This window comes from Chryseobacterium daecheongense, assembly GCA_027920525.1.
In the GTDB taxonomy this organism is placed as follows: domain Bacteria; phylum Bacteroidota; class Bacteroidia; order Flavobacteriales; family Weeksellaceae; genus Chryseobacterium; species Chryseobacterium proteolyticum.
In genome coordinates this window covers 4,147,462-4,168,112 of sequence record CP115858.1, presented here as the reverse complement: position 1 = coordinate 4,168,112, position 20,651 = coordinate 4,147,462, and the positions used below count along the sequence as shown (strand labels likewise).

General features: G+C 36.1%; 20 protein-coding genes and 3 tRNA genes. 11 read left to right on the top strand and 12 right to left on the bottom strand.

The window, feature by feature from the left end:
- Window positions 1-4: 4 nt before the first annotated feature.
- From PFY10_18675 to PFY10_18650, 6 genes are all read right to left on the bottom strand, one after another.
- Window positions 5-529: a DUF4269 domain-containing protein gene (locus PFY10_18675; GenBank protein ID WBV56219.1), complete on the bottom strand. Its 525-nt coding sequence runs from the start codon at window positions 527-529 to the stop codon at window positions 5-7.
- On the bottom strand, window positions 529-1,482 hold the full coding sequence (locus PFY10_18670; protein WBV56218.1) for a GSCFA domain-containing protein: 954 nt from the start codon (window positions 1,480-1,482) through the stop codon (window positions 529-531). Before PFY10_18670 ends, PFY10_18675 begins: the two co-directional genes overlap by 1 nt.
- Window positions 1,483-1,565: 83 nt before the next feature.
- Window positions 1,566-2,537 carry a polyprenyl synthetase family protein gene (locus tag PFY10_18665; GenBank protein ID WBV56217.1) on the bottom strand — a complete coding sequence of 324 codons (972 nt, stop codon included), beginning with the start codon at window positions 2,535-2,537 and terminating at the stop codon, window positions 1,566-1,568.
- 104 nt (window positions 2,538-2,641) lie between these two features.
- Entirely contained in the window at window positions 2,642-3,784 is a 1,143-nt protein-coding gene (locus PFY10_18660) for an inorganic phosphate transporter (protein WBV56216.1), read from the bottom strand.
- 15 nt (window positions 3,785-3,799) lie between these two features.
- The gene (locus tag PFY10_18655) at window positions 3,800-4,438 is read right to left on the bottom strand and encodes a DUF47 family protein (protein WBV56215.1); all 639 of its coding nucleotides are present in this window, start codon (window positions 4,436-4,438) and stop codon (window positions 3,800-3,802) included.
- 151 nt (window positions 4,439-4,589) lie between these two features.
- Complete coding sequence (locus PFY10_18650) at window positions 4,590-6,284, bottom strand: DEAD/DEAH box helicase (protein ID WBV56214.1); 1,695 nt, start codon at window positions 6,282-6,284, stop codon at window positions 4,590-4,592.
- A gap of 488 nt (window positions 6,285-6,772) precedes the next feature.
- Here PFY10_18650 and PFY10_18645 point away from each other — a divergent pair, with 488 nt between their 5' ends.
- From PFY10_18645 to PFY10_18635, 3 genes are all read left to right on the top strand, one after another.
- Complete coding sequence (locus tag PFY10_18645) at window positions 6,773-7,438, top strand: DUF2461 domain-containing protein (GenBank protein WBV56213.1); 666 nt, start codon at window positions 6,773-6,775, stop codon at window positions 7,436-7,438.
- 175 nt (window positions 7,439-7,613) lie between these two features.
- Window positions 7,614-8,408, top strand: a complete 795-nt coding sequence (locus tag PFY10_18640) for an FkbM family methyltransferase (GenBank protein WBV56212.1) — start codon at window positions 7,614-7,616, stop codon at window positions 8,406-8,408.
- A gap of 9 nt (window positions 8,409-8,417) precedes the next feature.
- The gene (locus PFY10_18635) at window positions 8,418-9,896 is read left to right on the top strand and encodes a polysaccharide biosynthesis protein (GenBank protein WBV56211.1); all 1,479 of its coding nucleotides are present in this window, start codon (window positions 8,418-8,420) and stop codon (window positions 9,894-9,896) included.
- Here PFY10_18635 and PFY10_18630 read toward each other — a convergent pair.
- From PFY10_18630 to PFY10_18615, 4 genes are all read right to left on the bottom strand, one after another.
- The gene (locus PFY10_18630) at window positions 9,889-10,929 is read right to left on the bottom strand and encodes a hypothetical protein (GenBank protein WBV56210.1); all 1,041 of its coding nucleotides are present in this window, start codon (window positions 10,927-10,929) and stop codon (window positions 9,889-9,891) included. The two genes, PFY10_18635 and PFY10_18630, sit on opposite strands and share 8 nt — an antisense overlap.
- 22 nt (window positions 10,930-10,951) lie before the next feature.
- Window positions 10,952-11,800 (bottom strand): glycosyltransferase family 2 protein, encoded by an 849-nt coding sequence (locus tag PFY10_18625; GenBank protein ID WBV56209.1) that lies wholly within the window; start codon window positions 11,798-11,800, stop codon window positions 10,952-10,954.
- A gap of 85 nt (window positions 11,801-11,885) precedes the next feature.
- Window positions 11,886-13,286: an aspartate ammonia-lyase gene (gene aspA / locus PFY10_18620; GenBank protein ID WBV56208.1), complete on the bottom strand. Its 1,401-nt coding sequence runs from the start codon at window positions 13,284-13,286 to the stop codon at window positions 11,886-11,888.
- Between the two features lie 72 nt (window positions 13,287-13,358).
- Window positions 13,359-14,384 (bottom strand): N-acetylmuramoyl-L-alanine amidase, encoded by a 1,026-nt coding sequence (locus PFY10_18615; GenBank protein ID WBV56207.1) that lies wholly within the window; start codon window positions 14,382-14,384, stop codon window positions 13,359-13,361.
- Window positions 14,385-14,520: 136 nt separating this feature from the next.
- Here PFY10_18615 and PFY10_18610 point away from each other — a divergent pair.
- From PFY10_18610 to PFY10_18600, 3 genes are all read left to right on the top strand, one after another.
- Window positions 14,521-14,605: transfer RNA gene (locus PFY10_18610), tRNA-Ser, on the top strand.
- Between the two features lie 24 nt (window positions 14,606-14,629).
- A tRNA-Pro gene (locus PFY10_18605) sits at window positions 14,630-14,704 on the top strand.
- 46 nt (window positions 14,705-14,750) lie between these two features.
- A tRNA-Arg gene (locus PFY10_18600) sits at window positions 14,751-14,824 on the top strand.
- A 243-nt stretch (window positions 14,825-15,067) separates the two neighbouring features.
- On the opposite strand, the gene PFY10_18595 is transcribed toward PFY10_18600, so the two are convergent.
- Window positions 15,068-15,427: a helix-turn-helix domain-containing protein gene (locus PFY10_18595; protein WBV56206.1), complete on the bottom strand. Its 360-nt coding sequence runs from the start codon at window positions 15,425-15,427 to the stop codon at window positions 15,068-15,070.
- Window positions 15,428-15,584: 157 nt separating this feature from the next.
- Between PFY10_18595 and PFY10_18590 the strand changes: the two genes are divergently transcribed.
- The gene (locus PFY10_18590) at window positions 15,585-16,319 is read left to right on the top strand and encodes an SDR family oxidoreductase (GenBank protein WBV56205.1); all 735 of its coding nucleotides are present in this window, start codon (window positions 15,585-15,587) and stop codon (window positions 16,317-16,319) included.
- Window positions 16,320-16,380: 61 nt separating this feature from the next.
- Here PFY10_18590 and PFY10_18585 read toward each other — a convergent pair whose 3' ends face one another.
- Window positions 16,381-17,217 carry a helix-turn-helix domain-containing protein gene (locus tag PFY10_18585; protein ID WBV56204.1) on the bottom strand — a complete coding sequence of 279 codons (837 nt, stop codon included), beginning with the start codon at window positions 17,215-17,217 and terminating at the stop codon, window positions 16,381-16,383.
- Window positions 17,218-17,377: 160 nt separating this feature from the next.
- Between PFY10_18585 and moaA the strand changes: the two genes are divergently transcribed.
- The 4 genes from moaA to PFY10_18565 are packed head-to-tail and all read left to right on the top strand — an operon-like array spanning window position 17,378 to window position 20,634.
- The gene (gene moaA / locus PFY10_18580) at window positions 17,378-18,364 is read left to right on the top strand and encodes a GTP 3',8-cyclase MoaA (protein ID WBV56203.1); all 987 of its coding nucleotides are present in this window, start codon (window positions 17,378-17,380) and stop codon (window positions 18,362-18,364) included.
- A gap of 2 nt (window positions 18,365-18,366) precedes the next feature.
- Window positions 18,367-19,566, top strand: a complete 1,200-nt coding sequence (locus PFY10_18575) for a molybdopterin molybdotransferase MoeA (protein WBV56202.1) — start codon at window positions 18,367-18,369, stop codon at window positions 19,564-19,566.
- An 8-nt stretch (window positions 19,567-19,574) separates the two neighbouring features.
- A complete protein-coding gene (gene moaC, locus PFY10_18570) occupies window positions 19,575-20,051 on the top strand; it encodes a cyclic pyranopterin monophosphate synthase MoaC (GenBank protein WBV56201.1) in 477 nt (158 codons plus the stop codon).
- A complete protein-coding gene (locus tag PFY10_18565; GenBank protein ID WBV56200.1) occupies window positions 20,032-20,634 on the top strand; it encodes an NTP transferase domain-containing protein in 603 nt (200 codons plus the stop codon). The genes moaC and PFY10_18565 overlap by 20 nt, the downstream gene beginning before the upstream one ends.
- Window positions 20,635-20,651 lie beyond the last annotated feature (17 nt).

The following is a 20,651-nucleotide window of genomic DNA, read 5'->3' as shown; positions in this document are numbered from 1 at the left end:
AATTTTAAAATTTTAATAGATCTTCATAAGGGTTTTCTAAATTCATTAATACACCGAAAGCCGGTTCCGTTTTTATCCCTTTCTTCTTAAGCTCTATAATCTGTTGTTTAAATTCCTCTCCTTTCTCCTGTAATATTGTGTACTCTGCTATCATATGGCGATAAGCATTTTGTTGCGTCGTCGGTTTATCTTGACCAAAAATCTCTATGGGAAACTCTTCGAGATTAAAATTGATCACAATAGATTTTTCCCCTTTTATCTTAATCTTTTCTACTTTGGAATGAATTCCTGGTGGAATAAGTTGAGAAAGGCGGATCGTTTCCAAAAAGAAATCTTCATCTTTAACTTCACAAATGATATCCAGATCGCTTCCGTCAATATCAATTTCAATAGGAATAGTTCCTGCAAGCAAGGGTGAGAAATCTTTTAGTTTTTCCAGAATCTGATATTTTGTAAGCAATACGTGAGCCCTTTGCTGCCTCTGGTTACCGCTTTCCAAATAATCCATCTTTGTAAAGTCTGTTATCATTACTGGAATATCTTATGTTTTACCTTTTTCTGTTGAGCTTCAATTCTTTGCTTTAATTTTTCTCTAAAATCAACATATTTAGGATCTTTTTCATCTGCTGTCCTGTGCTGCAGCGCTTTATGGATTTTAAAATTTTCTTTGATAAACTCCTTTGTGTCTTCCGCAAAATAAGCAGCTCCAAATTTATCAAAGATATACTGAACAGCCTGAGAATTGGGATGAATCATATCTTCTTTATAAAAACGATAATCCCTTAAATCATCCATCAATATTTCATAAACGGGTAAATAATGACAGTTCTCAATCCCTGAAATAGCTTCATGTACTGCAGATATCAATTTTGATTTGCTTAACTGATTTTCCATCATACCGTCTTTGGTATGTCTTACGGGAGAAACCGTAAACAAAATCTGAACATCTTCTTTACAGATATCTTTCAGGCTAAAAATGGTCTGATAAATAGAATCTGTGATTTCCTGATGGGTTAGCAACCTTTTGTTAAAGAATTTTTGTGGAATTTTGTGACAATTGGCTACCAGCTTGTTTTTAGGCTGAAATTCATAAATAAAGGAGGTTCCATAGGTTATAATAACCCAATTAGTATCCTGCAAAAAGAGATTCCCTTCTTCTAAATGGCCATTGATCTTATCCAGTGTCTGATGAATATACCTTGTATCGAATTTCGTATGATGGTCAAGGGAAATAAATTCGTCATTAAACGTGATTAAATCTTCTTCTTCATAAAAGTGTGAATCATGAAGCCTTTGTATTGCGTTATTGATCGAAAACGGATTAAACAGGGTTCCAAACGGATTATTGACCGTCTGAAGCTGTCCCTGGTGAAGCAGATCCGACATCTCTGAGGCAAAACAGGAACCTATTGAAAATATTTTATCTTCAATTTCAATCTTTTTTGCAGATTCTTTGATGTCAACTTCGGTTCTGAATTTCATTGTAAATATAAGAGGCTAAAGCTAAAGGTGGAAGAAGAAGCCTAAACAACTCCTTAGCAAAACCTTTAATAATCAGAAACTCATTAGCTTTCCCTTCTTAAAAGATAATTAGCGAGTTCTATGAATGGCTTTTTCTTTTCTTCAGGAATATTAATTTTTTTAAGATAACTCTGCCCTATTTCATTGTGCTTTTCAATTAAACGCAATGCTTTTTCATCTACTTTTGTTCTTCTGAAGATTTTTTCTACTCCGTACACCTTATCGATATTATCGGTTTTTTTAGAGTACCAGTGATCCAATTCTTTTCTTTCTTCCTCCGTGGCGTGTTCTCTTGCCAAAAGATAAAGAACAGTCTTTTTATTTTCATAAATGTCACCTGCATGTTTTTTTCCAAACTGAGCCTGATCTCCAAAAACGTCCAGGTAATCATCCATGATCTGGAAAGCAATTCCTATATGTTTTCCAAAATTAAAAATAGACTTGGCATCTTTAAAATTAGCTTTAGCAATTAAAGCTCCGATCTCAAAAGATGAAGCACTTAATACTCCGGTCTTATAAGTAATCATTCTGATGTAATCATCGAAAGTCACATCTTCCTGTGTTTCGAAATTAATGTCGTACTGCTGCCCTTCACATAATAGGAGCCCGGTATGGGTAAATATTCGGATACAGGCTTTAAATATTTCAGGTTCAAGATCTTCAAAAAATTTATATGCCTTCAGCATCAGCCCGTCTCCGGATAAGATCCCTACATTAATTCCATGTAAAGTATGAATAGTAGGCTTATTTCTTCTCAGAGGAGCTTCATCCATAATATCATCATGAATCAATGTGAAGTTATGGAAAAATTCAATCGCCAAAGCCGGCTTAATAGCCTGTTTAAGATCACCACCAAATAAGTCACAAGCCATCAGAACCATAATAGGTCGCAGACGTTTTCCACCATGTGAAATGATGTAATTCATCGGTTCATATAATTCCGCAGGTTTGTCTTTAAAAGTGTACTTGGTAATAGCGTCAGCAACCAGCTGTTGGTACTTGTCTAAAAATTCCATAAAATCCAATAATTTCCAACAAAAATACGATTTTTCAAATCTTTATAAAACAAAAAACTTTGCCCATTTGGACAAAGTTCAGTATTGTAATTTTAAATTAATATCTAGGAAAGAAAAGCGACCAAAAGATAAGTAACTGCCGCTACAATAGCAGAGATAGGAATCGTTAATACCCAAGCCCAAAGCAAGCTTACTGTAATCCCCCATCTTACCGCTGAAATCCTCTTCGTTAATCCAACTCCAATAATAGACCCTGTAATCGTATGTGTGGTAGATACCGGAATACCAAAATGATCGGTAATAAATAAGGTAATAGCTCCTGCAGTTTCAGCACTTACACCTTCCAGCGGAGTTACCTTTGTAATCTTGGTTCCCATTGTTTTGATGATCTTCCATCCACCACTCATTGTTCCCAGACCTATCGCCAGGAAAGAAACCAGAGGTACCCAAAGATAATGTTCTGCAAAATAATCAAATCGTCCGGCAGAAGGTATATTTAAGTATACAGGATCCTGTAAAATCTGTACATGGTAATAAATTAAAGCCGCACCGATAATTCCCATTACTTTTTGTGCATCATTCAGACCATGTCCTAGACTAAATAGGGCTGAAGAAACAAGCTGTAATCTTTTAAAGGACTTATCTGCTTTATGAGGGTTTGATCTCTTATAAAGATGAACGATAATCAATGTGATAATGATTGAAATGACCATCCCGATAACGGGTGCCATAAAAATAAACAGGAAGATAGGAATTACTTTATCAAATTTAACCACACTTTGTGTTGTAACCTGATAAAATGCCTGTTTGAAAGTATCTATAAAACCCAGATTGGGCTGAGCAGCTGCTACATCATGATAATCCAGGATGAAAGCATGCATTAAAGCCGCACCTAAGAAACCACCAATTAGGGTATGTGATGAAGAAGATGGTATACCAAACCACCATGTTAAAAGGTTCCAGGCAATAGCTGCCACAAGACCTGAAAATATTACCTCCAGGGTAATAAAGTTTTCATTAACGGTTTTGGCAATCGTATTACCAATTTTAAATTCTCCAATGATGTATGCTGCGATAAAAAAGGCTGCAAAATTCCATAGTGCCGCCCAAAGCACAGCCTGAAAAGGAGTTAAAACTTTTGTAGAAACAATAGTAGCAATTGAATTGGCCGCATCATGAAAACCATTAATATAATCGAAAATTAAAGCTAAAGCAATAATAACCGTAAGTAAAATCGGAAATTCCATTTTTTGTTATATTGTTTATGCGTATTTGATCATAATGTTTTCAATAGTATTAGCTACATCTTCAGCTTTGTCGGTTACTATTTCAAGATAATTAAGTACAGATGAAACTTTGATGATATTGATAGCGTCGTTTGTTTCAAACAATTCTACCATTGAATTGGAAAGTAAGTCGTCAGCAATATTCTCAATAGAGTTTACTTTGATACAAGCTTCTTTCACCTGATCCATATTTTTGAATCCTTTCAGGTTTTTCATTGCATTCTGAATTTCAAGACATGCTTTATGAATCAACAATGAGAAGTCTGCATATGCCTTCATTAAAGGCGATTTATATAAGAAAATATATTTTGTTGAAGCGTAGATATAATCTGCGATATCATCTAAACCTGTGGCCAAAGTGTGAATATCTTCACGGTCAAAAGGAGTTATAAAGTTTTTTCCAAGCTCAATAAAGATTTCGTGCGTAAGCTCATCATTTTTGTGTTCGTAGTCGCTCATTTTCTTCAACATAGAGTCGTCATTAAGGTCAAAATCTTTCACCCCGTTGTTGAACTCTTCAGACATTGCTACTAGATTTTCAGTTACTTTTTCGAAAAGCACGAAGAAGATTTTATCTTTAGGCTGAAAAGCGTGGAAAATATTACCAATTCCCATTTTTAAGTATTTATAATTCGTCTGCAAATTTCCTAAAAAAGCACCTTACCAAAAAGTATATAACATTAAGTTTTGTTAACATTGGTTTAAGTGCTGATTATCAAACAAAAAAACCGGCTATAAGCCGGTTTATATTATATAAAAATGAGTTTTAATTAGCTTCTTCAGCTCTCATATCTTTTCCTCTGAATTTCATTGAAGAAATATTATTCAAAAGCTCTCCCTTAAATGATTTCTCAATTTCAAAGAATGAGAATTTCTCTAAAATTTCAATATCACCAATTTCAGCTCTCTTTTTACCATTTCCGGCAGTTGCTTTATTGATAATATCCAAAACATCCAGTTTTTTCAATTGATCTTTCTTTCCAAGGTTGAAGAAGAATCTTACCATATCTTCATTCTTTCTTCTAGGTTTTCCTCCACGATCTCTTCTGTCTCCACCTCTGCTATCACGGTCTCTTCCTCTGTCTCGGTCACGATCTCTTCCTCTGTCTCTTCTTGAGTAATCATCATCTCTGGTACTGAATTTCTGTTCAGCAAGATCATGCTTATCTTTATAGTACAATGCAAGATCTTTCAACTGGAACTGCAGTAACTGATGTACCAATTCTTCTTTCGTGAATTTGCTAAGATCCGGAATCAAGCTGTCGTCAAACTCAAATAAGTCTTCATGCTCCGTAAATAGCTTTTCGAAAACGCCTCCTACCTGCGCTTTGATGATATCATCACCTGTAGGGATTGTTTTTTCAACAATATCAATCTTTGTTGTTGATTTAATCTGTTTTAGCTTTCTGCTTTCTTCAGGCTTAATCAAAGCCATAGAAATACCGTCTTTTCCAGCTCTACCCGTTCTACCACTTCTGTGAACGAATACTTCAGGATCATCAGGTAGAGAGTAATGGATAACGTGAGTTAGTGAGTTCACATCCAAACCTCTTGCTGCTACATCGGTAGCCACCAAAATGTCGATATTTTTCAATCTGAATTTCTTCATTACCGTATCTCTCTGCGCCTGAGAAAGATCACCATGAAGTGCATCAGCTGCATAACCGTTCTGCATTAAGAAATCTGCCACTTCCTGAGTTTCCATTCTTGTTCTACAGAAAATAATGGAATACTGATTAGGGTTTGCGTCAATTAATCTTTTTAGAGCTTCTTTTTTATTACGATATCCTACCACATAGTATTCGTGCTTAATGTTCTTTTTAACTTCGTTAATAGAACCCACTGAAATACGGTGAGGTTTTGTAAGATAATTTTTAGAAATTCTTTCCACTTCTTTATTCATCGTTGCAGAGAATAAGAAAGTTTGTTTTGTTTCAGGAGTTTCACTTAAAATTGTTTCCAATTCATCTTTGAAACCCATTGAAAGCATTTCGTCAGCTTCATCTAAAACCAACCAATGGATCGCAGAAAAATCAAGTGCTTTTCTGTTAATCAAATCAATTACTCTTCCAGGAGTACCTACAATAATTTGTGGTTTTTCCTTCAAAGAACGTATTTGGTCCATAATACTGCTACCTCCGTACACTGCTGTAGATTTGATATTCTGCATGTACTTAGAGTAATTCTTTATGTCTTTAGAAATCTGAAGACATAATTCCCGTGTCGGACAAAGCACCAATAGTTGGATTTTGCGACTCGTATCGTCAATCATATCCAAAATCGGAAGCGAAAAAGCTGCTGTTTTGCCTGTCCCAGTTTGCGCAAGTGCGATCAAGTCGCGTATATCTGAAAGAATAAAAGGGATAGTCTGTTTTTGGATTTCTGTCGGGCTTTCATAACCCATTTCGCCAATAGCCTTAAGGATGTCAGGACTTAAATTGGACTCCGTAAATAAATTCATTAAATATTTTAAAATTTTTGCAAAGATACAATTAATATTTGACTTTATTTTGAATAAAGTGTTAAATAACGAATCTTAATTTCAGAATACTTTAATATATTTTTAATTTTTAAAAAATTAACCGCAAAAAATAAACCGTTATGTTAAAAAAATATTAAACAATATTTTTTTTTGTTAAATTGGATTGATTTTTTCGTGGAGATTAATGAATTTTCAAAAATAAAATCAGGAATTATAATTTTTTTATTTTAATATTCCCGAAAATTGCATGAAATATGTAAAAGAAAGATCTTCAATTATTGTTGTGACACTTTCTGTTATGCAAACACCATTAGCCATTTCACAACAGGATTTTTTATCGTATTTGCTGTCTTGCCATAAAAAATATAGTTTCTGGACATCATCCTGTTTTAATGCTTCAAATCCTGATCGGATTGAGGCATTGACATATGAATAGATTTACTTAAATTTGGTTAAAATTAAAAAACATGTCCGCCACCATTTCTACAAAAACCTTTGATTTTCTCAAAAAATTATCCAAAAATAACAACCGCGAGTGGTTTAATGAAAATAAACATCTTTACACCGAATCGCAGGAAAATGTGGTTGCATTTCTGGAAGACCTTATAAAAGAAATGTCGGCGTTCGATGGAGAGCTTGCTAAAATAGATGCTAAAAAAGCTCTATTCCGGATTTACAGGGACACCCGTTTTTCAAAAGATAAAATACCTTATAAAACAAACTTTGGAGCGTCATTAGGAATGGGAAAAGGAAGCCAGAAAGGAGGTTACTATCTTCACCTGGAACCAGGAAAGTCTTTTTTGGCAGGCGGTATTTATATGCCTGAATCATCAGTTTTAAAAGAAGTACGAAAAGAGATCTCCTTATATGCTGATGACTTTATTAAAATTGTTAATAACAAAGATTTTAAAAAGCATTTTCCTGAACTGGATCAAAGTGACCAATTAAAAAAGATACCCCAGGGATTCGAGAAAGAAGATCCGATGGCAGAATATTTAAAACTGAAAAATTTTATTGTTGTGTACAACATCAAGGATGAAACAGTTTTGGATAAAAATGCCGTTAAGGAGCTAACCAAAGTTTTCAAACTTATGAAGCCATTCAATGATTTTCTGAATACCCCTTTTCTGTAACTACAAGAATCTATTTTAAACATGCCTGAAATAAAAGAATTACAACCAGTTACATATTCTTTTAAAATAAAACAGACATGTATATATTAATTGAAAATCAATGCGTTAGATTTAAACAAAATTAACATGAGTTTAACATTTTTGATTATCTTTGCTTTCTGTCAAATAATCAAGGATGTCTTTATACCAAAGAATTGCAGAAAACTTACAGTACATCAGTCCAAGTTTTTATAAAAGCAGATATTTTAAAAGTTTACATCACCTTTCAAAGGATAACTTTTCAGCACGAAATGTAGAACCGGAGCTGGTGTGGATCAAAGAATATCTGTCAGAAGACGATGTGATTCTTGATATTGGTGCCAATGTAGGTACATTTTTATACCAGCTGGAACATAAACTCAAACCTCAGCATATTTATGCTTTTGAGCCTAACCATAAATTGTATACCCGCTTAAAAAGGTTGTTTCCTTCTATGAATCTTCTTTCTTTAGCCCTTTCGGATGAAAATACAGTTGCTGAATTTAAAGTTCCCATCATCAATGGAAAAATGGTAGCTTCAAGGGGGACACTGAATACTTCCTATAAGGAAAAAGGTGAGGAAAAGAGTTACACAGAAAAAGTAACAGTCACAAAATTGGACGACTGGGCAGAAAAAGAAGGTCTTAAAAAACTGGATTTCATCAAGATAGATGTTGAAGGAAATGAGATAAAAACCCTATTCGGCGGAAAGAAAACCATTCTAAAGTTCCTACCAACCCTTATGGTGGAAATGGAACAAAGACATCATGACAAGCCTATTTGGGGAGAGATTTCCCATGTAGAAAGCTGGGGTTATGAAGCGCATTATTTAGACCGATCCCTTTTCAGCCTTGAAAAGCTTACGGAGGAAATTTTGGTCCGAAATACAAGTGACGAAAAAAACAAAACGGAATATATCAACAACATTATTTTTATACCCAAAACCTTTTAAAATATCTTTATGAGTGTAGTAGCAAGACAAGGATTCAAATATTCCATTATCGGTTATATAGGTTTCTTGTTAGGTACCGTATCAGCCATATTCATCTTTCCGAGCAATTTTGAATTTTACGGAAAGCTTCGCTACATTTTGCCTACTGCAGAAATGCTTGTTCCCTTTGTTGTATTGGGAATTTCTTATTCTAACGTTAAATTTTTCCACAGGGTAGAAAAGGATGGCAAAAAGCAAAATATGCTTTCCATCTCACTGCTCACCATTCTGATTAATTTTGCGGTATTTGCTATTGTTTTCTTCATCATTCCGTTGATTTATCCCAAGTTTACAAAGCTTGAAGCCTGGAAAAGTAAGGAAATTATTTTACCTATGGTTTTGATTTTATCACTCTGCGCCCTATTCAATAAATACACTTCAAATTATAAGAGAATTGTTGTCTCCAATATCTTCGACAATATTTTCCCTAAAATAGCAAACCTAGGAGCCTTCTGCCTTTTTTCATATTTACTTCTGTCTCAGCAGATCGCTTTTGCCTTTTTCTTTGGTATGTTCGCATTGATGCTCTTAGGGTATATTTATTATACGAACAGGTTAGAAAAGATCAAACTCGACTTCAGTACCGACTATTTCAAAAAAAATAATTTCTGGAAAGAATTTACGAACTACAGTTTCTTCGGTTTTTTAGGAACCTTTGGAAATTATCTGGCGATTAACAGTTTTATGATCGGCGAATTCATGGGAATGGAAGAGAATGGGATCTATGCTGTCCTGTACGCGCTGATTTCGCTCATCTCTATTCCACAACTGGGATTATTTAATATTTCTGCTCCGATCATCAGCAAAACATTAGCGGAAGGGAATATGGAAGAACTGGACAGATTTCATAAAAAAACCTCATTATCATTATATTTTCTAGGGGCCATATTATTTTCCTGCATTATGGTAGGATTCCCCTTTCTTACTCAGTTCATGCCCAAGAACGGAACAATGCTCAGGGAATATGAACCCGTAGTCTGGATCTGGGGTTCAGCGGTTTTAATAGATCTCGCAACAGGATTCAACGGAAATATTATTTCTCTTTCAAAATACTATCGTTTCAACATCGTAGTTATGCTTCTTCTCGCAGGCTTAACAATAGGACTTAACTATTATTTCATTAAGCATACCGATTTGAAATTGATTGGAATTGCCTTGTCGACGGCCATTTCATTAACTACTTATAATGTCATTAAAATAGCCTTTAATTATTTCGTGTTTAAGGTTTCACCCTTATCTATTGAGATGATCTTTGTGTCTATTATCTGTACGTTAGCAATTACCGTGGCTATTGTATTGCCTACTTTCAATAATAATTTCATTAACCTGATCTACAAACCAAGCGTAGTTTTGGTGCTTATTTATATCGGAAATTATTTCACAAAAATATTCCCTGTTGAGGATTATTTGAATGCAGCTTTCATCAAAGGGATATTTAAGTTTAAATAAGACCATTTAAAACATCCCCGAGCTTTTTCCGGATACTTTCTTTGCTATAGTTCTTCTGAAAGTCAAAACTCTGTCTTTTAAGCTGTTGAAACTGCTCGGCAATGTTCTCATTTTCCGGAATGATAAAATCCAATTGCGAGGAATAGTTTTTAGGAAAAACAGCCAATTTTCCATATTTGATCGCATCTCCTACATTTCCGGTCATTTTGGTTTTTCCATAAATCTCTATCTGACTGAAAAATTCAGTTTGCTGCTGAACAGGACACCATAATACATCTGCTTTTGCCATCCATAGGTCATAATCTTCTGCCGAAACCCTTTCTTTAAAATAATGTATGGTAATATTGGCAGGTAAATTCCCGGATAATTTTTCAAGCGCTTTTAATTCTTCACCCTGAGCTTTCCCAAGAAATATAAAAGTGAATCTTTGATCTGTTTTTAAAGTCCGGATTGTTTTAAAAATATGATCATAATCCCTTCTTTTCTGAGAGACTCCTCCGGGAATTACAATATTAACATCATCCTGTTGAACCCTATTAAAATTGGAAGTATAAAAAAGGGGAAGAAACTGATATTTACCCGTACAGAGTGCATTATCCAGCACAAGAAGATAACCTGCATCCTGGTAAACTTTTGAAGAATAGAAAAGACCTTCTTTCCACCATAATTTAAGCCTGTAAATAAAGTCTTCTTTGAAAATGCTTTTGATTAAGCTTAATTTTGAGGATTGAGGAAAATTCAGGTTATGGGTGATAACAGCAGCTTTATATTTCTGAACAATCGCGAGGAAAGTACTGAAATAACGATGTGCCGTCCCGATGATAATGATATCATACTTTTTTGCTTTCAGCTGATCACTGATCATGGAACTGTCAGACAAAAAAATCGTTTCGCCATCTTCCTTAATTTGATCTTTGATTTTTTTTGAAAAATAATAGTCTACCGTAAACTCTTCCGAACCTTTTATAATATCCATGAAAGCACGGGCAATTTCAGCATGTGTATCTATTTCTATGTAAGCTATGTTTTTCAAAATGTTTTTATTTATTTTATCCTCAAAGCCATTTCTTTTTTAAAGTCTCCCATCGTTTATTGTTAATAACCTTTTGTTCTTCTTTGCTGATTTTCAGTTCCAGTTTTTTAGACCTGCAGCTTTCATAGGCTTTAATGATAGAGAAAAAAAATGAAACAGATCTGATTTTCATCGCTTCCTTTAAGGATGCAACATATGCCAGAAATCTGTTTAGCCCAAGAAAGTAAAAATAACGTCCGTAATAATCCGATTCCCTGACTGTATAATCAGCTCCTTTTACTTTAATCAATTTTACTTTTAATTCCGGTAGAACGACTTCTTTCCATCCTAAATGCTCCAATAGTATAGAGTCTATATTATCCCAGCCCAATGTTTCCCTTAATCCACCGATCTCAAGAAAGCATTCTTTGCGGTACGCCTTCAGCGGGCCCCTTACATGATTTTTATTTGAATTTCCCTCATACACCCAATCTCCTTCTTTTTCTACATACAGCAGACCACCTACCAAACCGTATTTGGGGTTATTGCTGAAAGATTTTTCTATTGTTTCAAGATAATTTTCGTCCAAAATAATATCCGCATCAAACTTGCAGATTATATCAAAATGATCCAAATCCTGAGTCTCCAATCCTTTTTTAAAAGCATTAACTACTTTGGAACCTGGCTGATGAGTCGACTTCTGCAGGTTAACTGTTTCAAAACGGGAATCTGTATCCGTATATCGTTTAATAATTTCAGGGGTATGGTCTGTGGAACCATCATTGGTAACCACAACTTTGAAATCCTTATAACGTTGTTGCTGTAAAGAATCCAGGGTAAATGGAAGATGATCCTCTTCGTTGTGTGCAGGAATTATTATTAAAAACCTCAATGTTCGGGTTGTATTAAACAGATCCCCACCTGAATATTTTCAGATGAAGATCTTATATTATTTTATTCTTAGGTAATAACTAATTTTACTTGTTATGCGGCATCAGCATGTTCTTAGGATCAAGAATTTCATCCAGCTTCTCCTGAGTAAGCACTCCTTTTTCGAGTACAAGGTTGTATACACTTTTTCCTGTCTCCAATGCTTCTTTAGCGATTTGTGTCGATTGTTTGTATCCAATATAAGGATTAAGTGCAGTCACAATACCAATGCTGTGTTTTACCATATTCAAACAAACTTCCTTATTAGCGGTAATGCCAACTATACATTTTGTACGAAGTGTATCCAAAGCGTTGGAAAGGAAATTAATGTTTTCCATAATCGCATGCGAAAGTACCGGCTCCATTACATTAAGCTGCAACTGTCCTGCTTCGGCAGCAAAAGTTACCGTAAGATCATTTCCTATTACCTTAAAGCACACCTGGTTTACCACTTCAGGAATCACAGGGTTTACTTTCCCCGGCATGATCGATGATCCCGGCTGCATCGGAGGTAGATTAATTTCAAAAAGACCCGCTCTCGGACCTGAAGTCAGCAACCTTAAATCATTACATATCTTGGATAGTTTTACCGCAAGACGTTTCATAGCAGAAGAATAAATCACATAAGATCCTGTATCCGGAGTTGCCTCCACAAGATTTGGTGCGGAAACAATCGGAAAACCGGTCAGCTGAGCCAGATTTTTAGCACAAAGAGAGGCATAGCCGATCGGAGCATTAATCCCTGTTCCAATAGCAGTCGCTCCCATATTGACCTCAACAAAGAGATCGGCATTATTATTCAGTTTAGAAATATCTTCTTCCAGATTAGCAGCAAATGCTTCAAATTCCTGTCCTAAAGTCATAGGAACCGCATCCTGAAGCTGAGTTCTACCCATTTTAATAACATCGTGAAACTCCTCGCCTTTAGCACGAAAAGCAGCTACTATTTTTTCCAGTTTTTCAACCAATCGTACATTCATACGTAAAAGCCCAACTTTAATAGCTGTAGGATAAGCATCGTTGGTAGATTGGGAAAGATTGATATGATCGTTTGGCGAACAATACTGATATTCTCCTTTATTCTTTCCTAACTTTTCTAAAACCCTGTTGGCGATTACCTCATTCGCATTCATATTGATCGAAGTACCGGCTCCTCCCTGAATCATGTCCACAGGGAACTGTTCATGAAGTTGTCCATCAATGATCTCATCACATGTTTCTGCAATCTTGAAATAAAGATCTTCTTCCAAAAGCCCTAATTCATAATTAGTCTTAGCCGCAGCTTTTTTTACAAAAGCCAATCCTTTAATAAAATCAGGATATGAAGACAGAAGCTGTCCCGAAATTTTGAAGTTATCGATCGCTCTCTGGGTTTGCACTCCATAATAAGCGTCCACCGGCACGTTAAGTTCTCCCAGCAAATCGCTTTCTTGTCTGAAATTTTCCATTACAGATTTTCTATTTTTTTATCGTTTAAATATAGCAAAAACGCATCGTTAACAGATGCGCTTTTTTTCATTTTATTTTACCGGATACTTCTGATTGAGAGCCTGCAATATGGCCCAGGTCTCGGCATCCATTATTCCATCATAATTCTGAGGGCGGAAATGATATTGAAAAGCCTCAATGGTTTTCTTTGTTGCATCATCCCATTTTCCGCTCGGCTCAATCCCATACCCGAACTTCTGAAGTGCTGTCTGAATTAAAAAGATAAACGACGGCTCATTATATCGGGTTGTAAAATCGGTTTGTGCCAGTTCAAAGATACTTTGTTTTGCTGCTTCATCGTACCACATTCCTATCTGATATTCGTCATATAATTTTTTCCATGGAAACATTGGTCCCGGATCCTGTTTTCTGGTTGGTGCAATATCGGAGTGGGCCAAAACATTGGTCGCCGGAATCTGGTATCTGGTGGCAATATCTTTTGCTAATGCAGCTACCTTTCTTACTTGTTCATCACTAAACGGGGCAAAAATCCTTTTTCCGGTCCCATCAGTAGTATATCCGGTATTTACAATTTCAATTCCAATCGAATTATCATTAAGGTTTTTATCATTCCTCCAAGAGCTTATCCCTGCATGATACGCCCGTTTATTTTCATCTACCAGTTGATAAATCTGATTATCCCCTATATTATTAACAAGATAATGTGCACTCACCGCTTGCTGGGTAAGCACAGTTATGGATTTATCATCCGGTAAAGCAGTATAGTGTAATATTAAATATCTCTGTCTGAAATTTTGCGCTATCGCAGGAAAATAGGTTTTTACTACTTTATATCCGGCCGGTTTTGCGGAGACAATGGAGCCGTAACTTGCTGTATTATCATTTTTGGTAGGATCTGCAATATTGGTTGTAAAAAACTCTACTCCATGATCACTTGTAATTTGTGGTTTCGGCTTATCTGCAACAGGAGTTTTAACTACGGTTTTTGGCTGTGTCACTGGATTTTTCGGCTTATATGTTGTTTTCACAACTTTCTTCTGAGGGGCACAAGAAAAAACAAAAGCGGTTAATCCGATGATATATAATGTTTTACGCATTAGTCTAATTTTTTAATCATTTATTAGCTCAAAAATACGCAAAATTTTCTTGAAATTTATTTGGTAAATAAAGAAATCTATTCTATATTTGCACTCGCAATAACGGAATAACGATCATTAAAAAATAAAGATAAAAGGAGGGTTGCCGGAGTGGTTAACGGAGCAGTTTGCTAAACTGTCGACGCGAAAGTGTCGCAAGGGTTCGAATCCCTTACCCTCCGCTTTTCTTTTTCTTACAATATACTCGGGGCGTAGCGTAGTCCGGTCATCGCGCCTGGTTTGGGACCAGGAGGTCGCAGGTTCGAATCCTGCCGCCCCGACTTTTTTTAATGCGCTTGTAAAACTAAGCGGGAATCAACTTTTTATGGGTGCGTAGCTCAGCTGGATAGAGCATCTGCCTTCTAAGCAGACGGTCAAAGGTTCGAATCCTTTCGCGCTCACTTTAAAACTCACAATTTGTATTGTGAGTTTTTTTGTGTTCTATAACTTCAATTAATACATCAGACAGGATAGAGCATCCCGGTTTTTAATCGGGACGATCAAAGGTTCGAATCCTTTCGCGTTTACTTAATTCGTTGCTTGTTCCGTTGGGAAAGTTCAACCTGAAGGAATTATCATAACGCTTCCGCCGCCGAAATTCCGCAGGAAATAAAAGAAAAGCTCTTACTACCAGTTCTTTATTATCATTTCTTCCCAACAATTACTTTTCGATGTTCGATTCCCCAATCAGCCAAAGTATCAATAATTTTTTTCAGCGTTAAACCATATTCTGTCAGCTGATATTGCACCGTCACGGGTTGAGTATCCTTAACTATTCTTTTTACAAGCTGGTTCATTTCCAGTTCTTTCAGCTCTTTACTGAGCATTTTATTGGAAATACCCTTCACGTCATTCAAAATATCAGAAAAACGCCGTTTGTTGTAATAACAAACCGATGATATTATTGAAATTTTCCACTTGCCGTTCAATACGTCCATTGCATCGTGAACAGCCATGATTTGTTTTCTGTTTGTCTCGTTATCAGAGCATTCAATTTCCGCCATAAGTTACTTTGTTACTCAAAAGTTACTGTTACTTTTAGTTACAAAGTTACTAAAATAAATTTATTCATTATAACTTTGCATCGTTAAAGAAATCGATTTCAAACACAAAAAAGTCTTAGACTTAAAATTAATTTTCCAATCATTCAAAATTTAAAAAATGGATTTTAAAAATAAAAATATAATAATCACCGGCGGAAGCGCAGGAATTGGATTGGCAACTGCCCAAACATTTATCACAAAAGGAGCAAACGTTTTAATAACAGGAAGAAATAGTGATAGCCTGAATGCAGCATCACTAAAAATTAATAGCCAAAATTTAAAAACCCTCGCGTCGGATATTTCGAAAATACCAGACATTGAAACGTTGGCAAAAGAAGTTGCGGAAAGCGGAAATAAAATTGATGTACTTGTGCTGAACGCAGGTATAGCGAAACAACACTCCATTGAAGAAACGACTGAAGAAGTTTTTGATGATTTGTTCAACATCAATGTAAAAGGCTTATTCTTTACTTTGCAAAAACTAATTCCGCATTTAGCAGAAGGAGCTTCCATAATCCTGATCTCTTCCGGAGTTTCAGTCAGTGGATATGCACAAATGGGAGCTTATGCTGCAACAAAAAGTGCCGTTGATGCTATTGCCCGTACAGCAGCAACAGAATTGGCAGACAGAAAAATCCGAGTCAATACCGTAGCTCCGGGATTAACTGATACCCCGATGAATCATCAAACACCTGAGGATATTAAAAATGCTATCGCAGCAGCAGTTCCGCTGAAACGAATCGGGGAAGCTGAAGAAATAGCCAATGCTATTGTTTTCCTGGCCTCAAAAGAAGCGTCTTATATTTCGGGTTCGTACCTGTCCGTAGACGGAGGAGTAACCATTCGCAGATAATAAAATAGCAAACGGCATCCTTTAAAGATGCCGTTTTATTTAATTAAATAGATTATTAAACTTAACTCTTATCCATTGTTATTCTATAATTCTTCGGAGTCCAGCCTGTCTGTGTTCTGAAAAAATATGAAAAATGAGAGAAATTATTAAACCCAAGCTCAAAAGCTATTTCTTTGATTGATTTATTTGAACTGTGTAATAATTTCTTTGCTTCCAATACTATTCTTTGCTTTATAAATTCCAATGGAGATATTTTATACTGTTTCCTGCATAGAACACCTAGATAATTGGGCGTAATACATAGCTTTTCAGCATAAAAAGCTACACTTTTTTGTGTTTTGTAATAGGTTTCGACCAGTTCATGGAACCGGAAAGCAGGGTTATTATGGTCACTCAATGCAGATTTTCCATACATCTGCTCTATCCAAAGATTGATCATCAGAGCCAAAAGCCTCACCCTTGCATTAATAAGTTCAGGAAATACCATTTCCGAATGTATCTCTTTACGGATGGCATCAAATTCCATACTGAACTTTTCATAAGCTTCCTCGTTTGACTGGATCATTTCATAGGTACTGTGAGGGGAAAAAGTATGTTTTAATGTCGGAGAAAATGTTTCAAGAATAGAGTCATTAATGATCAATCTTCTGCCACTTGCATTTGAAGGCAGATCCCATATGTATTTTCTATTGGGAAGGTGAACAAATAATTGCCGGGAATTTAAAATATAGGTATCTATGTCGGTAACACAATTCCCTTTTTCACAGTCATCTAAAAGTATAATTGTAAAAGAATGATCGGGAAAACGATTAAGTTCGGAAGAACTTATTGTATCCTGATACACAACATACACATCTTTAATCTGATCTTTTAATGTTTTAAAATTATCGTGTGACATTTTCTATTTTAATGACGGATAAAGTTACTTAAAATAGATATGAATAAGAATCTATATCCGGAATTGTGAAATAAATATGGTCTATTATCTGCAATTATAGAATTTCCCTTCCCGAAGGGAAACATTCAGTATATTTGTAATAAGACTTATTTTATTTAAAATGTTGACAGATAAATTTGGAAGGAATATCAACTATCTAAGGCTTGCTATTGTAGACCGGTGTAATCTCCGGTGTACGTATTGCATGCCGGAAAAAGGTCTTACCTGGATTAAGCAGAATGAATTAATGACCGATGAAGAAATGCTGAGGATCTGTTCGGTATTTACAGCCATGGGAGTAGATAAAATCAGAATAACGGGAGGAGAACCATTTGTCAGAAAAAACTCTATTGACCTCATCAAAAATATATCACAATTAAACGGACTTACTGATCTCAGCATAACCACTAATGGCCTTCTCACCGAGCCATATATTCCGCAGCTTAAACAATACGGAATAAAATCTGTCAATCTAAGTCTTGATACAATGGATAGGGACCGTTTTTTCAAAATTACCCGGAGAAATAGTTTTGATAAGGTAATGAAAACTTTAGATAGTTTATTACAGCATGATATAAAAGTAAAAATCAATACCGTGGTAATGGAAGGACAAAATACCGAAGATATTATTCCGTTGGTTCTGCTTACAAAAGGTCTTCCGGTAGAGGTGCGCTTTATTGAAGAGATGCCTTTTAATGGCAGCGAAACAGATGTTTCCCTGAATTGGAACTTTACAAAAATTCATAGCTATATAAAAGATCATTTTCCTGACATCCAAAAGACAGTTGATCCTAAAAGTTCAACATCATATAATTATAAGATTCCTGGTTTTGACGGAGGTATAGGGATTATTGCAGCTTATACCCGTTCATTTTGCGGAGACTGCAACAGGATAAGAATCACCCCTTCCGGTATTCTGAGAACCTGTTTGTATGAAGGGGGCGGTATCAATCTGAAGGATGAAATCCGTATGGGAAAAACAGATGAAGAGCTGAAAAATATAATTATCAGCAGCATACACCAAAAACCAAAGGACGGTTGGGAAGCTCAAAAACTGAGTCTGACCGCATCACAAATACATCAGTCAATGGCAACTATAGGAGGATAATTATGGAAATGATCAGTGTACAGCAGGCAGAAAAAATTATCTTTTCGCAGATAAGAGATTTCGGAACAGAAGATATTTCCTATGAAAATGCCTTGGGAAGAATTTTAGCAGAGGATATTTTGGCAGATCGTGATTTACCACCTTTTGACAGACCTACGGTGGATGGAATTGCGATCAGTTTCAAATCCTATGAAAAAGGAGTGCGCAACTTTACCATCAAAGCTGTACAGGCAGCGGGTGAAGCTCCGGTTTTTATTGATGAAGAAAATAACTGCGTCGAAATTATGACCGGTGCTGCATTGCATTCTTCAATGGACACCGTGATTCGTTATGAAGATATCCTGATCAACAACAATGTGGCAAACATCAATATTGATGTAAAAAAAGGGCAGAATATCCACCTGAAAGGAAGGGATAAAAAAGTGGGAGAGATACTGGTAAAAGCCAATCAGGCTATAACACCGTCTATTCTCGGGATTGCCGCGTCCGTCGGAAAGACATTTCTGAAAGTGAAAAAGCTTCCGAGGGTGGCTATTATTTCCACAGGAGACGAAATGGTGCCACCTGACAAAACCCCTACCCCATTTCAGCTGAGACGTTCCAATGGAATTACCATACAATCTGTTTTGGAAAAATATAGGATCAGTGCTGACTGGCTGCATTGGAATGATGATCTTGAACTCATAAAAAAGGAACTTTCCCAATGTATTGACCGTTACGATATTTTACTAATGAGTGGCGGAGTTTCTATGGGAAAATTCGATTATCTGCCCAAGGCTTGTGAAGAGCTGGGAATCGAAAAACTTTTTCACAAAATAAAGCAAAGACCAGGAAAACCATTCTGGTTTGGAAAAAGCCGGAACGAAAAATTAGTTTTTGCATTCCCGGGAAATCCGGTTTCCGTATTTATGTGCCTGTACCGGTATTTTATTCCCTGGCTGGAAAAATCTTTAGAAATCCCGGAAACAGTACGGTATGCCGTTTTACAAAATGATATAGACTTTCCTTTTCCATTGCAATATTTTGCCCAGGTAAAACTCAGTGTGAATCGATCGGGACAAGTAATTGCAGAATCAGTGAATACCAATGGTTCCGGAGATTTCTCCCATCTTGCAGAGACCCATGCATTTATAGAACTTCCTCTGGAAAAAAATGAATTTAAGAAAGGCGAAGTCTATACCATCTGGAAATATAATTTTTAATTGTACTCATGACAAATTTTTCACATCTTAACGAAAAGGAACAACCAGGTATGGTGAATGTGGGTGATAAAAAAGTTACCCACAGGAAAGCAACCGCCAAAGCTATTGTGATAATTCCTGAAAATATTCTGGAAGCGCTTCAAAAGGATGACTTTAAAACTAAAAAAGGTTCTGTGTTTCAAACTGCCATCATTGCAGGGATAATGGCCGCAAAAAAAACAGGTGACCTTATCCCGCTGTGCCATCCTATTGGTATGGATAATTGTGAAATAGATATTGAAATCAATTCTCAGAATGAAATTGAAATCTACTGTACTGCTGAGATTGAAGCTAAGACCGGCATCGAAATGGAAGCCCTGACAGGGGCATCTGTGGCAGCACTTACCATCTATGACATGTGCAAAGCAATGAGCCATGATATTACGATCAAAGAAATACAACTCATCGAAAAAACAGGAGGAAAAAATGATTTCAAAAGAGACTGATTTCCCCAGACTCAACGGGCTGGTACTGGCAGGAGGAAAAAGCCGGCGAATGGGAAATCCTAAAGATAAAATCAACTGGCATGGCAAAGAGCAGAGGTATTATGCGGCTGATCTTTTAGCTCCATTTTGTGAGGAAGTCTTTATTTCCTGCAGACAGGACCAGCTGGAAAATTTTAATAGTGATTACAACGCCCTTACCGATACTTTTCTGGACATGGGCCCTTTTGGAGGAATACTTTCGGCATTGCGCTCCCAGAGAGATAAAGCATGGCTGGTAGTAGCCTGCGATCTTCCTTTGCTGGATAAAAATGCATTAGAATTTCTGATACAATCCAGAAACCCTGAAAAAGCGGCAACAACCTACGAAAGCCCTTTTGACGGACTACCTGAACCATTAATTACAATCTGGGAACCTAAAAGCTATCCTCTGCTTCTGAATTTTTTGGGATCAGGAAATACCTGCCCAAGAAAAGTTCTTATTAACAGTGATACGTTAATCCTGAAAACAGATAACCCGGATTCTTTAATGAATGTAAATACTCCTGAAGATATGGCAAAAGCACAGGAGATTTTAAGAAAATAAATTTAATTAAAGGCTGA

Bases quoted from the DNA above. Each gene is read 5' to 3' on its own strand.
- moaC (WBV56201.1), top strand. From the start codon at position 19,575: ATGACAAATTTTTCACATCTTAACGAAAAGGAACAACCAGGTATGGTG.
- PFY10_18585 (WBV56204.1), bottom strand. From the start codon at position 17,217: ATGTCACACGATAATTTTAAAACATTAAAAGATCAGATTAAAGATGTG.
- PFY10_18590 (WBV56205.1), top strand. From the start codon at position 15,585: ATGGATTTTAAAAATAAAAATATAATAATCACCGGCGGAAGCGCAGGA.
- PFY10_18565 (WBV56200.1), top strand. From the start codon at position 20,032: ATGATTTCAAAAGAGACTGATTTCCCCAGACTCAACGGGCTGGTACTG.
- PFY10_18640 (WBV56212.1), top strand. From the start codon at position 7,614: ATGTCTTTATACCAAAGAATTGCAGAAAACTTACAGTACATCAGTCCA.
- PFY10_18615 (WBV56207.1), bottom strand. From the start codon at position 14,384: ATGCGTAAAACATTATATATCATCGGATTAACCGCTTTTGTTTTTTCT.
- PFY10_18660 (WBV56216.1), bottom strand. From the start codon at position 3,784: ATGGAATTTCCGATTTTACTTACGGTTATTATTGCTTTAGCTTTAATT.
- PFY10_18595 (WBV56206.1), bottom strand. From the start codon at position 15,427: ATGGCGGAAATTGAATGCTCTGATAACGAGACAAACAGAAAACAAATC.
- PFY10_18650 (WBV56214.1), bottom strand. From the start codon at position 6,284: ATGAATTTATTTACGGAGTCCAATTTAAGTCCTGACATCCTTAAGGCT.
- PFY10_18635 (WBV56211.1), top strand. From the start codon at position 8,418: ATGAGTGTAGTAGCAAGACAAGGATTCAAATATTCCATTATCGGTTAT.
- PFY10_18675 (WBV56219.1), bottom strand. From the start codon at position 529: ATGATAACAGACTTTACAAAGATGGATTATTTGGAAAGCGGTAACCAG.
- aspA (WBV56208.1), bottom strand. From the start codon at position 13,286: ATGGAAAATTTCAGACAAGAAAGCGATTTGCTGGGAGAACTTAACGTG.
- PFY10_18575 (WBV56202.1), top strand. From the start codon at position 18,367: ATGGAAATGATCAGTGTACAGCAGGCAGAAAAAATTATCTTTTCGCAG.
- moaA (WBV56203.1), top strand. From the start codon at position 17,378: ATGTTGACAGATAAATTTGGAAGGAATATCAACTATCTAAGGCTTGCT.
- PFY10_18645 (WBV56213.1), top strand. From the start codon at position 6,773: ATGTCCGCCACCATTTCTACAAAAACCTTTGATTTTCTCAAAAAATTA.
- PFY10_18670 (WBV56218.1), bottom strand. From the start codon at position 1,482: ATGAAATTCAGAACCGAAGTTGACATCAAAGAATCTGCAAAAAAGATT.
- PFY10_18665 (WBV56217.1), bottom strand. From the start codon at position 2,537: ATGGAATTTTTAGACAAGTACCAACAGCTGGTTGCTGACGCTATTACC.
- PFY10_18655 (WBV56215.1), bottom strand. From the start codon at position 4,438: ATGGGAATTGGTAATATTTTCCACGCTTTTCAGCCTAAAGATAAAATC.